This is a genomic window from Rubrivivax gelatinosus IL144 (genome assembly GCF_000284255.1).
Lineage (GTDB): Bacteria > Pseudomonadota > Gammaproteobacteria > Burkholderiales > Burkholderiaceae_C > Rubrivivax > Rubrivivax gelatinosus_A.
Genome location: NC_017075.1, coordinates 851,357 through 865,489, shown reverse-complemented (window position 1 = coordinate 865,489; position 14,133 = coordinate 851,357). Strand labels below are relative to the sequence as shown.

Sequence of the window (14,133 nt, the reverse complement as noted above, 5' to 3'; positions counted from 1 at the left end):
CGGGTTACTTGGCGGCGACGGCGGCGGCGGAGGCCTTGGCCTTGCCGGTGGCGGCTTCGGCCTGGGCCTTGGCGGCGCGTTCGGTCAGCGCCCGCTTGTATTCGTTCGGGAAGACCTTGACGAACTTGGCGCGCGAAGCGGCCCAGGCGTCGAGGATCTCGCGCGAGCGCAGCGAGCCGGTCCAGCGGTGGTGGTCCTCGATCAGCTTCTTCAGCAGGGCCTCGTCGGCCATGCCGCGATGCCAGGAACCGGCCTCGCCGGGCTGCTCGTCGCGCGGCAGCACCTTCTCCAGCGTGACCATGCTGGTGTTGCAGCGACGCGCGAACTCGCCGTCCTCGTCGAAGACGTAGGCCACGCCGCCGGACATGCCGGCGGCGAAGTTGCGGCCGGTCTTGCCGAGCACGACGACGGTGCCGCCGGTCATGTACTCGCAGCCGTGGTCGCCGGTGCCTTCGACGACGGTCGAGGCGCCCGACAGCCGCACCGCGAAACGTTCGCCGGCGACGCCGCGGAAGAAGGCCTCGCCGCTGGTCGCGCCGTACAGCGCGGTGTTGCCGATGATGATGTTCTTCGTCGCGTCGCCGCGGAACTCGATCGACGGGCGCACGACGACGCGGCCGCCCGACAGGCCCTTGCCGGTGTAGTCGTTGGCGTCGCCGATCAGGTACAGCGTGATGCCCGGCGCGAGGAAGGCGCCGAAGCTCTGGCCGCCGGTGCCTTCCATCTGCATGAAGATCGTGTGGTCGGGCAGACCTTCGGGGCGGTGACGCACCAGTTCGCCCGACAGCATCGCGCCGACGCTGCGGTTGCGGTTGCGCGCATCCTCCATGAACTGCACCTTCTCGCCGCGTTCGATCGCCGGACGGCAGCGTTCGATCAGCTTCAGGTCCAGCGACTTCTCCAGGCCGTGGTCCTGCTGCTCGCAGTGCAGGCGCGGCACGTCGGCCGGCGCGTCGGGCTGGTGCAGCACGCGGCTGAAGTCCAGGCCGCAGGCCTTCCAGTGCTCGATGCCCTTCTTCATGTCGAGCAGGTCGGCGCGGCCGATCAGCTCGTCGAACTTGCGGAGGCCCAGCTGCGCCATGATCTGGCGCGCTTCCTCGGCGACGAAGAAGAAGTAGTTGACGACGTGCTCGGGCTTGCCGGCGAACTTGCGGCGCAGCACCGGGTCCTGCGTGGCCACGCCCACCGGGCAGGTGTTGAGGTGGCACTTGCGCATCATGATGCAGCCTTCGACGACCAGCGGCGCGGTCGCGAAGCCGAACTCGTCGGCGCCCAGCAGCGCGGCGACGACGACGTCGCGGCCGGTCTTCATCTGGCCGTCGGCCTGCACGCGGATGCGGCCGCGCAGGCGGTTGAGCACCAGCGTCTGCTGGGTCTCGGCCAGACCCAGCTCCCAGGGCGTGCCGCAGTGCTTGATCGAGCTCCACGGCGACGCGCCGGTGCCGCCGTCGTAGCCGCTGATGACGACGTGGTCGGCCTTGCACTTGGTGACGCCGGCGGCGACGGTGCCGACGCCGACCTCGGACACCAGCTTGACGCTGATCGAGGCGCGCGGGTTGGCGTTCTTCAGGTCGTGGATCAGCTGCGCCAGATCCTCGATCGAATAGATGTCGTGGTGCGGCGGCGGGCTGATCAGGCCGACGCCCGGCACCGAGTAGCGCAGGAAGCCGATGTACTCGGAGACCTTGCCGCCCGGCAGCTGGCCGCCTTCGCCGGGCTTGGCGCCCTGGGCCATCTTGATCTGGATCTGATCGGCCGACACCAGGTACTCGGTCGTGACGCCGAAGCGGCCCGACGCCACCTGCTTGATCTTCGAGCGCAGGCTGTCGCCTTCCTGCATCACGTAATCGGCTTCGATGACCTTGCTGCCAACGACGTCCGACACCTTGGTGCCGGCGGCGATTCGGATGCCCTTCAGCTCGTTGCGGTAGCGCGCCGGATCCTCGCCGCCTTCGCCGGTGTTGCTCTTGGCGCCGATGCGGTTCATCGCCAGGGCCAGCGTCGAATGCGCCTCGGTGCTGATCGAGCCCAGCGACATCGCGCCGGTGGCGAAACGCTTGACGATCTCGGCAGCCGGCTCGACCTCGTCGAGGGAGATCGCCTTGCTCGGGTCGACCTTGAACTCGAACAGCCCGCGCAGCGTCATGTGGCGGCGGTTCTGGTCGTTGATGATCTGGGCGTACTCCTTGTACGTCTCCCAGCGGTTGCCGCGCGTCGCGTGCTGCAGCTTGGCGATCGCGTCGGGCGTCCACATGTGCTCTTCGCCGCGCGTGCGCCAGGCGTATTCGCCGCCGGCGTCGAGCATCGAGGCCAGCACCGGGTCGTCGCCGAAGGCGGCCAGGTGCATGCGCACCGCTTCCTCGGCGACCTCGAAGACGCCGATGCCGCCGACCTGGCTGGCGGTGCCGCGGAAGTACTTCTCGACGAAGTCGCGCTGAAGGCCGATGGCCTCGAAGATCTGGGCACCGCAATACGACATGTAGGTGCTGATGCCCATCTTCGACATGATCTTCGAGAGACCCTTGCCGACGGCCTTGATGTAGTTGTAGATCGCCTTCTCGGCCGACAGCGCGCCGGGCAGATCAGCGTGCATCGCCGCCAGCGTTTCCAGCGCCAGGTACGGGTGCACGGCCTCGGCGCCGTAGCCGGCGAGCACGGCGAAGTGGTGCACCTCGCGCGCCGAGCCGGTCTCGACGACCAGGCCGGCCGTCGTGCGCAGGCCCTCGCGCACCAGGTGGTGGTGGATCGCCGACAGCGCCAGCAGCGCCGGGATCGCCACCTGGCCGCGCGCCATGCGGCGGTCGGTGATGATCAGGATGTTGTGGTCGCTCTTCAGCGCATCCACCGCTTCGGCGCACAGCGAGGCCAGTTTGGCCTCGACGCCTTCACGGCCCCAGGCCAGCGGGTAGGTGATGTCCAGCTCGTAGCAGCGGAACTTGCCGTGCGTGTGCTTCTCGATCGAGCGCAGGCGCGCCATGTCGTCGAAGTCCAGCACCGGCTGCGTGACCTCCAGGCGCATCGGCGGGTTCACCGCGTTGATGTCCAGCAGGTTGGGCTTCGGGCCGATGAAGCTGTTCAGCGACATGACGATGGCCTCGCGGATCGGGTCGATCGGCGGGTTCGTCACCTGGGCGAACAGCTGCTTGAAGTAGCTGTACAGCGGCTTGTTCTTGTCCGACAGCACGGCCAGCGGGCTGTCGTTGCCCATCGAGCCGATCGCTTCCTCGCCGTTGGCGGCCATCGGCGCGAGCAGGAACTTGATGTCCTCCTGCGTGTAGCCGAAGGCCTGCTGGCGGTCGAGCAGGGTCTCGCCGAACGAGGCCGGCTCGGCGCCGACCTGCACGTCGTCCAGGCGCACGCGCACGTTGTCGATCCACTGCCGGTACGGGCGCGCGTTGGCGAACTGGTTCTTCAGTTCCTCGTCGTCGACGATGCGGCCCTGCTCCAGGTCGATCAGGAACATCTTGCCCGGCTGCAGGCGCCACTTCTTGACGATCCGGTTCTCGGGGATCGGCAGCACGCCCGACTCCGAGGCCATCACGACGAGGTCGTCGTCGGTGACGATGTAGCGCGCCGGGCGCAGGCCGTTGCGGTCGAGCGTGGCGCCGATCTGGCGGCCGTCGGTGAAGACCATCGCCGCCGGGCCGTCCCAGGGCTCGAGCATCGCCGCGTGGTACTCGTAGAAGGCGCGGCGGCGCGCGTCCATCAGCTCGTGGTTCTCCCAGGCTTCCGGGATCATCATCATCGCCGCGTGCGCGAGCGGGTAGCCCGACATCGTCAGGAGCTCGAGCGTGTTGTCGAAGGTCGCGGTGTCGCTCTGGTGCTCGAAGCTGATCGGGTATAGCTTCTTCAGGTCGTCGCCGAGCACCGGCGACTTCATCACGCCTTCACGGGCGCGCATCCAGTTGAAGTTGCCCTTGACGGTGTTGATCTCGCCGTTGTGCGCGACCATGCGGTACGGGTGCGCCAGCGGCCATTCCGGGAAGGTGTTGGTCGAGAAGCGCTGGTGCACCAGCGCCAGCGCCGAGGTCGCGCGCGGGTCGGCGAGGTCGCGGTAGTACAGGCCAACCTGGTCGGCGAGCAGCAGGCCCTTGTAGATCACCGTGCGGCAGCTCATGCTGGGCACGTAGTACTCGCGGCTGTGCGTCAGCTTCAGGCGCTGGATGGCGGCCGAAGCCGTCTTGCGGATCACGTAGAGCTTGCGCTCCAGCGCGTCGGGCACGATGACGTCGTGGCCGCGGCCGATGAAGACCTGGCGGATCACCGGCTCCTTCTTGCGCACCGTCGGCGACATCGGCATCTCGCGGTCGACCGGCACGTCGCGCCAGCCGAGCAGCACCTGGCCCTCGGCCTTGATCGCACGCTCCATCTCCTGCTCGCAGGCCAGGCGCGAGGCGTGCTCCTTCGGCAGGAAGATCATGCCGACGCCGTACTCGCCCGGCGGCGGCAGTTCGACGCCTTGCGCAGCCATCTCGGCGCGGTACAGGTCGTCGGGGATCTGGATCAGGATGCCCGCGCCGTCGCCCATCAGCGCGTCGGCACCGACGGCGCCGCGGTGGTCCAGGTTCTCGAGGATCTTCAGGCCCTGCTCGATGATGGAGTGCGCCTTCTGCCCCTTGATGTGGGCGACGAAACCGACACCGCAGGCGTCGTGTTCGTTGCGCGGGTCGTACAGGCCGCCTTCGGCGAGTTGCTGGACTTCGTCGACGGTCGCGGGCGTGGCGGGGGCTGCGTCGCGCATGGCGATCTCCGGGCAGACAAGGGGGGAGCGCGAGCCTAACCCACGACCCTTATAAGGGCAAGTACGAATAAATAGGGTCAGACTCCAACAAACAGAGCAAGTCGCGGCCACATCGGATTTATTGGGGACAGAGTAATGATCCGGGACGGTGCGAGACGTCGCAGGCCGGTGCATGACGGCCCGGAGCAAGGACTTCGGCGAGTCGCCGGGACCCGCGTCGACTTGCTCTGGTGCGTCGCCGAAAGCAGGCACGCACCAGGATCGATGCCGGAGCTCGCAAGCTCCCTGGCGGGACTTCGGGAAAGTCCGGAGGCCCGAACGGGCCGCGACGACGCGGCCGATGCGGCGTTCAGCCCGGCGAACGACCGCCAGGCACCGGGCGCGCGGGGCGTCCGCGTGGGCGCGGGCGCAAGGGTCGGGCGGTCTGCTCGCCCAGCCGGGCCAGGAAGGCCGGCCCGCCGACGGCCCAGCCGCCCAGCGCCGCCTCGCGCAGCGCAGCGGCCTGGGCGGGCGGGACGCCCGCCTCGAGCAGGCGCCGGTAGGCCGCTTCGCGCTCGAACGGCGTGTTGCCGAGCTGCCAGAGCTCGGGCGGATCGGTGACCTGCGGGTCGCGCCCGCCGGTGCGGTGCGCCGCGCTGGAACACGGCGCCGCGGCATCGACCAGCCGCAGCGCGGCCAGCAGCCAGTCGCCCGGCTCCACCGGCGCGCAGCGATAACGCCCGTCCCAGAGCGTGCCGCGCCCGCCGTGGCGCTGGCGGTAGGCGGCGACGTAGCGCCGCCCCAGCGACTGCATCATGCGGCCAAGCGCGTCCTCGGCCCGCGGCGTCGCCAGGATCTGCACCTCGGTGTCGGGCAGCGCGTAGGCATGGATCGCGACGCGTTGCGCCGCGGCGGCTTCGCGCAGCGCGGCGAGGAAGACGCTGCGGTCCTCGTCGTCGGCGAAGACGCTGCGGCCGTCGTGGCCGCGCTGCACCACCAGATGCCCGCAGCCGGGCAGCACGAGGCGCGGCAGGCGGGCCATCGTTCAGAGCGCGAACAGGTCGCGGCCGGTCAGCCGCTGGTGCTCGCGCAGCGCGAAGCGGTCGGTCATGCCGGCGATGTAGTCGGCGACCGCACGGTGGAAGTCGCTGGCGCCGGCGAAGTCGGCCGGCATCTCCTGCGGCGCCGCGACGTAGGCGGCGAACAGTTCGGCGACGACGGTGCGTGCCCGCGCCGTCACGTCGACGACCTGCGGGTGCCGGTACAGCTCCTTGAAGAGGAAACGTTTCAGCTCCGACAAGGGCTCGCGCACCGCGTCGCTGAACGCGGCAATGCGCGGGAGCTGTCGCAAGGCGTCCGCGTCCTCGGGCCGGTGCTTCGCGAGCTGGCGGTTGGTCTCGTCGATCAGGTCGTAGACCAGCGCCGACAGCATTCGCCGCAGCGTCTCGAAGAGCAGGCGCCGCGGCGGCATCGCCAGCAGCTTGGGGTGCGCGGCCAGCGCCTCGTCGCGGAAGCGTGCATACAGCGCCAGGCCGTCGAGCTGCTCCATCGTGATCAGCCCGGAACGCACGCCGTCGTCGACGTCGTGGGCGTTGTAGGCCACCTCGTCGGCGAGGTTGACGATCTGCGCCTCCAGCGAAGGTTGGGTGCCGTCGAGGAAACGCCGCGCCGGGCCGTCGGGCTCGGCGGCGCACATCAGCTCGGCGTTGTGGCGCGAGCAGTGCTTGAGGATGCCCTCGCGCGTCTCGAAGCTCAGGTTCAGGCCGTCGAACTCCGGATAACGCTGCTCCAGCTTGTCGACGACACGCAGGCTCTGCAGGTTGTGTTCGAAGCCGCCGTGATCGGCCATGCACTGGTTCAGCACGTCCTGGCCGGCGTGGCCGAACGGTGTGTGGCCGAGGTCGTGGGCCAGCGCCAGCGCCTCGATCAGCTCTTCGTTCAGGCGCAGCTGGCGTGCGATCGAACGCCCGAGCTGCGCGACCTCCAGCGAATGCGTCAGCCGGGTGCGGAACAGGTCGCCTTCATGGTTGACGAAGACCTGGGTCTTGTAGACCAGGCGCCGGAAGGCCGTGCTGTGCACGATGCGGTCGCGGTCGCGCTGGTGCTCGGTGCGCGGCGCCGCCGGACCTTCGTCGATGCGCCGCCCGCGGCTGCGCCACGGGTCGACGGCCCACGGGGCCAGGCCGGTGGGGTTCACGCCGCCAGGTGGCGCTCGATCGCCTGGGCGACCAGCGCGTCCGGGGCCGGGCGCACGACGGCGCGGCCGGGAGCCTCGATCAGCACGAAGCGGATCTCGCCGCCTTCGGCCTTCTTGTCGACGCGCATCAGCTCGAGATAGCGCTCGATGCCCAGCCGCGGCCCGCGCACCGGCAGGCCGGCGCGTTCGCACAGCCGCTGCAGGCGCTCGACGAAAGCCGCCGGCACCAGGCCCAGCAGCGCCGACAGCTCGGCGGCCATCACCATGCCGCAGCCGACGCCCTCGCCGTGCAGCCATTCGCCGTAGCCCAGGCCGGCCTCGATCGCGTGGCCGAAGGTGTGGCCGAAGTTGAGGATCGCGCGCAGCCCGGCCTCGCGTTCGTCCTGGCCGACGACCTCGGCCTTGATCTCGCAGGAGCGCCGCACGGCGTACGCCAGCGCGGCGCGATCGCGCGCGCGCAGGGCGTCGACGTTGGCCTCGATCCAGTCGAGAAAGCCGGCGTCGGCGATCGGGCCGTACTTGATGATCTCGGCGAGACCGGCGCTGACCTCGCGTGCCGGCAGCGTGTCCAGTGTGTCGAGGTCGCAGATCACCCGGCGCGGCTGGTAGAACGCGCCGATCATGTTCTTGCCCAGAGGATGGTTGATCGCGGTCTTGCCGCCCACCGAGGAGTCGACCTGCGCCAGCAGCGTCGTCGGCACCTGGACGAAGGGCACGCCGCGCATGTAGCTGGCGGCCGCGAAGCCGGTGATGTCGCCGACGACGCCGCCGCCGAGCGCGTAGAGCACCGTCTTGCGGTCGCAGCCACGCTCCAGCAGGTGGTCGAAGATCAGGTTCAGCGTCTGCCAGGTCTTGTGCGCTTCGCCGTCGGGCAGCACGACGGTGATGACGTCGCGGTGCAGCGGCGCCAGCGCGCGGCGCAGCGCATCGCCGTGCAGCGGGTCGACCGTGGTGTTGGTGACGATGACCGCCGACGCCGAGCGCGGCAGGCCGGCCCAGGAATCGGCCCGGGCCAGCAGGCCGCCGCCAATCAGGATGTCGTAGCGCGAGTCGGGAGTGGCGACGGAGACGGTGACGGGCTCGGACATGGCGCCAGTGTACGGCCCGGTCCGTGACCGATTCAGTGCCGCGCCGCGGGCGGCTCGACCGGTGGATGGTCGATCGGCGACGGCACGCGATCGGGGTCGATGATGCCGGCCAGCTCGAGCTGCATCAGCACCATGCCGATCAGCGCCGGCACCGAAGGCCGGGTCGTCTCGACGACGAAATGCGCGCAGCGGCGGTACAGCGGATCACGGTCGCGGAACAGCTCGCGCAGCCGGCGCTGCGGGTCGCCCACCTGCAGCAGCGGCCGCGTCGTGTCGTGGCGCAGGCGCCGGAACAGCTCTTCCGGCGTCGAACGCAGATAGAAGACCTGGCTGCGCGCGTGCAGCGCCTCGCGGTTGGCCGGCCGCAGCACCGCGCCGCCGCCGGTGGCCAGCACGCAGCCCGGCTGGCGCGTCAGCTCGTCGATCATGCGCTGTTCCAGATCGCGGAACGCGTCCTCGCCGTGTGCGGCGAAGTAGTCGCGGATGCTGGTTCCCAGCTGGCGCTCGATCTCGGCGTCGCTGTCGACGAAGCGCAGGCCGAGTTGCCGGGCCAGATGGCGCCCGACAGTGGACTTGCCACTGCCGGGCATGCCGACGAGGGAGACGATCACTGGATCGTGCAAGGGGTCGTCGGGACGGACCGGGGTTCGATGGTGATGTTGTAGCTGGTCGTCAGTCCGCTGGGCGACTTGAACGACAGCGTGAACACCCCCGGGATGGTCGCGTCGTCGCTGAACTCGTAGGCCACCCCGAGCCCCGGGAACGGCGCCGTGGTGCTGATGACCGGCGAACCACCCGCCACCTTGGTGGTCAGGCCGGTGGTCTGGGCGCTGGCCGTCACGACCGTGCCCGCGGCCATCGGGTTGAAGCGGTAGGCGTTGTTGTCGGTGGCCGCGAAATACAGGCTGCCCGCCGCCGACCCGGTGTAGGCGACGTCACCCGAAGCCACGGCGACCTTGGTCACCGAGGTGGCCGGCGACGTCAGCGTCGGGCCGTTGTTCTTGGTGACCAAGTGGGCCGCGGCGCTGCACGAGGCGCTGGTCAGCGCCCTCGTGTCGAGCCAGACGGCGCCGGCCTCGGAGGTCGACAGCACCGTCTCGACGGCGCGGCGGACGTAGGTCCGCTGGGTCCAGGCACCGTCGCAGGTGGACGGACGGCTCGGAATCCAGGCGTCGGCACCGGCCGGGATCAGCTTCAGGATCGGGTAGGCGGCGCTGTTGTCGACGCAGGCACTGCTGTCGGTGCCGCTGAGCGAGACGAACTCGTCGAAAGACGGATCGAAGATGCCGTCGAACAGCTTGTCCTTGGTGACGTCGCCCAGGTCCTGGAACGGCTCGCCGCTGTCCCAGACGTTGTTGCCGTTCAGGTCGATGAACGACTCCTCGCCGATCGCGTAAGCGAGCACGGTCACCCGGCCGTCGGCAGGCCGCGGCGCCTGGGAGACGAAGCTCACCGTCGTCGAGGCGATGGCGTTGTTGAGCTTGGTCTGCGAACTCGAGGAGATCTGGCCGCCTTCGGCCCAGAAGCTGATCGTCGTGCCGGCGGGCACCGGGTTGCCGCTGCGGTCGGCGGCGTAGATCGTGTAGCTGTTCGTCGTGCCGTCGATGTTGTAGCCCTCGATGTTCATCGTGCCCTGCGACAGCGAGAAGTTGAGCTGCGACGGCAGGCCGACGGCGACGGCAAGGTTGCTGGACACGGTGGACACGCCACTGGCCAGCGCGGCGGTCACGCGCACCGGGGTGGGCACGGTACCCGAGTTCACGAGAACACTGACACGCCCGCTACCGTCGGTCGTGCGGGTGACCGCACTCTGGCCGCCCTGGATGGTCAGGCCGCCGGTGAAGGTCGTCAGCGACAAGGTCACCGACTGGTTGGGCAGCGGGCTGTTGTTGCGGTCGTTGACCTGGAAGACGACGTTCGACGAGGTCGTCAGGCCCGAGCCCTGGAGGTAGATCGTCTCGGGCGAAGCGCTGACGAAGACGATGTTGTTGGCCTCGGGCGAGTTGATGAACAGCGCCAGCGTGGACGAGATCGTGGTGCCGGAGATCGACGCCGTCACGGTGTCGGTGCTCAGCGTGGCGCCGCAGCCGTTGTCCTTGTAGGTGAAGAGGACCGGGCTGGTGGTCGTCGTCGCGCTCGCCGGCGAGATCGTCGCCTTGCCGGCGGCGACGCAGGTGGAGTTGATCGACACCGTCGCCGGGGCCGTGGTGCTGACGCCGCTCAGCGCGACGCTCAGCACCGTCTGACCGTAGGCGCTGACCGGCACGCTGCTGCTGGTGCCGCTGTCGGCCGTGAAGCCGGTGATGCTGGAGTTGGTGGCGACGAGGCTGAAGCCCTTCGAGGTGGTCACCGTCTCCTTGCCGATCACCGCGGTGGCGACGACGGTGTCGGCGCCGGCGGTGGTCGTGGAGGCCGGCGACAGCGTCACCGTCGCCACGCCGTCCGAGTCGGAGAGTGCGGTCGCGGCGCTCAGGCTGCCGTTGCCGTTGGTCGTCGAGAAGCTGACGACGACACCGGAAGCCGAGGCGCCGGTCGCGGTCTTGAGCTTGGCGCTCACGGTGGCCGGAGAAGCCGCGGTCACCGTGCTCGACGACAGCGACAGCGTGATCGACGCGGCCCCATCGGTGTCGTTGCCGGGCGCCTTGGAGTTGCTGCTGCCACCGCCGCAACTCGCCAGCATCACCACCGCCAGGACGGCGAACAGTCTCTTCAGCATCGTCATCTATTGGATCTCCGTCTGACGGGTCAGCGCACCGCGGCGCGGTCAGTCACGATCTTGGGCGTCAGGAACACCAGCAGCTCGGTCTTGCTGGAGGTGCGAGTCGTACTGCGGAACAGCACGCCCAGCACCGGGATGTCGCCGAGCAGCGGCACCTTGCTGACGTCGTTCTTGTCGCTCTGCGTGTAGATGCCGCCGATGACCACCGTGCCGCCGTTCTCGACGAGCACCTTGGTCTTCACGTGCTTGGTGTCGATCGCGAAACCCGCGGTCGTGGTTCGGCCGACGCTGTCCTTGTTGACGTCGACGTCCAGGATCACGTTGCCCTCGGGCGTGATCTGCGGCGTCACCTCCAGCTTGAGGCTGGCCTTGCGGAAGCTGATGGAGGTCGCGCCGCTGGAGGTGCTCTCCTGGTACGGCAGTTCTTCGCCCTGCTCGATCAGCGCCTTCTCCTGGTCGGCGGTGATGACACGCGGACTGGAAACGATCTTGCCCTTGCCGTCGGCCTCGAGCGCGGAGAGCTCCAGGTTCAGGAACCGCGTCAGCCCGGAATTGAACAGCGAGACGGCGAAGGTCGGCGCAGAGGTGGCGCCGCCGAAGTTGGACGACGACACGTTGGCCGGCAGGTTGACGAACTGCGTGTTCGTGAAGTCGATCTTGTCGGTGACCTGGCCGGTCTGGTAGCCGACGGCGTTGTAGTTGCCGCCGATGCTGACGCCGCCCTTGTCGCCGAAGCTGCTGCGCATGTCGGTGGCCCCGAGCTTGACGCCCAGCGCGCGGCCGAAGGTGTCGTCGGCTTCGACGATGCGCGCCTCGATCATCACCTGGCGTACCGGGATGTCGATCTTGGCGATCAGCTGGGTGATCTCCTCGAGCTTGCCTGGGATGTCGGAGACGAAGAGCTGGTTGGTGCGGGTCTCGTAGATCACGCTGCCGCGCGGCGACAGGATGCGCGTCGTCTGCGAGGTGCCGGACGTGCCGCCCTGGCCCTGGTTCTGCCCGAGCAGGCCCTTGGCGACGACCTCGGCCTTGGTGTAGTTCAGCTGGAAGGACTGGGTGCGCAGCGGCTCGAGCTCGGCGACCTTCTTCCTGGCCTCCAGGTCGATCTGCTCCTTGGTCGCCAGCTCTTCCTTCGGCGCGATCCAGAGCACGTTGCCGGACTTCTTCACGCCCAGGCCCTTGCTCTGCATGATGATGTCCAGCGCCTGGTCCCAGGGCACGTCCTTCAGCCGCAGCGTGACGGTGCCGGTGACGGTGTCGCTGGTCACGACGTTGAAGTTCGTGAAGTCGGCGATGACCTGCAGCAGCGCCCGGACCTCGATGTTCTGGAAGTTCAGCGACAGCTTCTCGCCCTGGTAGCCGGGGCCTTGCGTCAGCTTGTTCGGGTCCATCTTCAGCGGCCGGACCTCGAGCACGAACTGCTCGTCGGTCTGGTAGGCGCTGTGCTCCCAGGCGCCGGTCGGCTCGACGACCATGCGCACGCGGTCACCGGCCTGCACCGTGGAGATCATGCGCACCGGCGTGCCGAAGTCGGTGACGTCCAGGCGGCGGCGCAGCGCATCGGGCAGCGACGCACGCGGGAACTCGACGACCAGGTTCTGGCCCTGCTGGCGCAGGTCCACGCCCATCTGGGCGCTGGGCAGGCTGACGACGACGCGGCCGGCGCCGTCGGCGCCGCGGCGGAAGTCGATGCCGCGGATGCCGAGCGTCTCGACGTTCTGCGACGGCGCGAAGTGCACCGGCTGCTCGGCCGCAGCGACCTGCGGCGAGACGCTGTTGAGCACCAGCAGCAGCGCGTTGCCCTGGATCTGCGCCTGGTAGTTCGTCGCCTGCTTCAGGTTGAGCACCAGACGCGTGCGCTCGCCGGCCTGGGCGACGCTGACCGAACGCAGGTTGCCCTGGTTGACCTCGACGTTGTTGCGGCCCATCGCGTTGCCGACGCCGGGCAGGTCGACGGCGATGCGCGGCGGGTTCTGCACCGCGAAGCCGTTGGGCACGGCAGCCAGCGGCTCGCTGAGCTCGATGCGCACCACCTCGCCCCCGGCCTGCTGGGTGCTGCTGATCGACTGGATCGCCGGTTCGGCCCAGGCGGCCGGGGCAAGCAGCAGACCGCTGGTCGCGAAGGCCGCAAACACGGCACGCCAGTTGAACATCGTTCGAATCTCCTCGGTGCTCTTCAACGCCGTCATCGCGCCCTCTCCTGCAGCTGCAGCACGGCCGGGCGCTCGACCCACTCGCCGGCGGCGTCCTGCACGATCTCGCGCAGCGCGACCTCGGTCTCCGCGATGCGCGTGACCCGGCCGTAGTTCTGACCCAGGTAGTCGCCCACCTTCACCTGGTACAGCAGGTTGTCCACCCGCAGCAGCGCGAACTGCTGGCCGTTGCGCACGACGCTGCCGACCATGGCCATGCTGTCCAGCGGATAGGCCTCCAGCGGCTCGCGCCGCCGGTTCATCTCGGCCGCAAGCAGGGAATTCGGCTGCCGCGCCTCCTGCTTGAGGGCGACCGACAGCTTCTGGCTGCTGAACGGCTCGACGCCCTGGCCCTGCGAATAGGCCTCGGGGTTGAAACGCTTGGGCGGCTGCAGCGGCTGCACGGTCGGCTTGACCTCCTGCCGCTGCTGGTTCATCCAGGCCTCGAGTTCGTCGTTCTGGCTGCCGCAGCCGGCCAGCAGCAGGCCGCCGACGGTCGCGGCGATCAGGGTCCGGGAGGCGTTCACTTCTGGCCCCCCTTCTTCTGCTGCGCCTGGTTCTCCTTGCGCCGCGCCTCGACCTCGGACGAATCGAGGTAGCGGTAGGTGCGCGCCGTGGCTTCCATCTGCAGCAGGCCGTTGGCTTCCTTGGGCAGCTGCGTGATCGTCAGGTTCTGCAGCGTCACGATGCGCGACAGGTTGGCGACGTCGGCGGCGAAGGCCCCGATGTCGTGATAGCGGCCGGAGACCTTGATCGCGATCGGCAGCTCGGCGTAGTAGTCCTTGACCTCGACCTGGCCCGGGCGGAACAGCTCGAACTGCAACCCGCGGCCGAGGCCGGCCTGGTTGATGTCCGACAGCAGCGCGTCCATCTCGGCCTTGCCCGGGAGCTGGCGCTCGAGCTGGGTGACGTACTCCTGCACCTGCTCCTTCTGCTTGGTCAGCTCGGGCAGGTTGACCGCCTGACCGAGCTTGTTGCGGTACTCGGTCTTGAGCACCGGCTCGCGGTCGCGTTCGGCCTGCAGGTCATCGTTGGCCGCCGACAGCAGCAGGAACCAGCCGACGATCACCACCGCGAGCGCCGCCGCCGCCCAGGCCGTCAGCTTGGGCAGCAAGGGCCACTGGCCGGGCTCGTTGCGGTTCAGGCCGCGGAACTGGGAGGCCGCCTGCTCGAAGAGGCTGCCGATGTCGATGTTGACGTTTCGGGCCATGCTCGCC

The 14,133-nt window shown here is 69.1% G+C and carries 9 protein-coding genes; all 9 read right to left on the bottom strand.

All coding sequences use genetic code 11. The annotated features are described in order from the left end of the window. Positions 1-4: 4 nt before the first annotated feature. The 9 genes from RGE_RS04055 to RGE_RS04015 all read right to left on the bottom strand — a co-directional run bounded on the left by RGE_RS04055 (position 5) and on the right by RGE_RS04015 (position 14,126). Positions 5-4,741 (bottom strand): glutamate synthase-related protein, encoded by a 4,737-nt coding sequence (locus RGE_RS04055; protein ID WP_014427042.1) that lies wholly within the window; start codon positions 4,739-4,741, stop codon positions 5-7. A 349-nt stretch (positions 4,742-5,090) separates the two neighbouring features. Beyond that, entirely contained in the window at positions 5,091-5,762 is a 672-nt protein-coding gene (locus RGE_RS04050) for a transposase (RefSeq protein ID WP_014427041.1), read from the bottom strand. 3 nt (positions 5,763-5,765) lie between these two features. After that, entirely contained in the window at positions 5,766-6,917 is a 1,152-nt protein-coding gene (locus tag RGE_RS04045; RefSeq protein ID WP_014427040.1) for a deoxyguanosinetriphosphate triphosphohydrolase, read from the bottom strand. Next, positions 6,914-8,005: a 3-dehydroquinate synthase gene (gene aroB / locus RGE_RS04040; protein ID WP_014427039.1), complete on the bottom strand. Its 1,092-nt coding sequence runs from the start codon at positions 8,003-8,005 to the stop codon at positions 6,914-6,916. The genes RGE_RS04045 and aroB overlap by 4 nt, the downstream gene beginning before the upstream one ends. Before the next feature lie 32 nt (positions 8,006-8,037). Beyond that, positions 8,038-8,616, bottom strand: a complete 579-nt coding sequence (locus RGE_RS04035) for a shikimate kinase (protein WP_014427038.1) — start codon at positions 8,614-8,616, stop codon at positions 8,038-8,040. Then, entirely contained in the window at positions 8,613-10,721 is a 2,109-nt protein-coding gene (locus RGE_RS04030; RefSeq protein ID WP_148280116.1) for a hypothetical protein, read from the bottom strand. The genes RGE_RS04035 and RGE_RS04030 overlap by 4 nt, the downstream gene beginning before the upstream one ends. Before the next feature lie 29 nt (positions 10,722-10,750). Then, complete coding sequence (gene pilQ, locus RGE_RS04025) at positions 10,751-12,913, bottom strand: type IV pilus secretin PilQ (RefSeq protein WP_014427036.1); 2,163 nt, start codon at positions 12,911-12,913, stop codon at positions 10,751-10,753. Continuing rightward, complete coding sequence (locus tag RGE_RS04020; protein ID WP_014427035.1) at positions 12,910-13,443, bottom strand: pilus assembly protein PilP; 534 nt, start codon at positions 13,441-13,443, stop codon at positions 12,910-12,912. The genes pilQ and RGE_RS04020 overlap by 4 nt, the downstream gene beginning before the upstream one ends. Beyond that, on the bottom strand, positions 13,440-14,126 hold the full coding sequence (locus tag RGE_RS04015; RefSeq protein WP_014427034.1) for a type IV pilus inner membrane component PilO: 687 nt from the start codon (positions 14,124-14,126) through the stop codon (positions 13,440-13,442). Before RGE_RS04015 ends, RGE_RS04020 begins: the two co-directional genes overlap by 4 nt. Between the last annotated feature and the right edge of the window lie 7 nt (positions 14,127-14,133).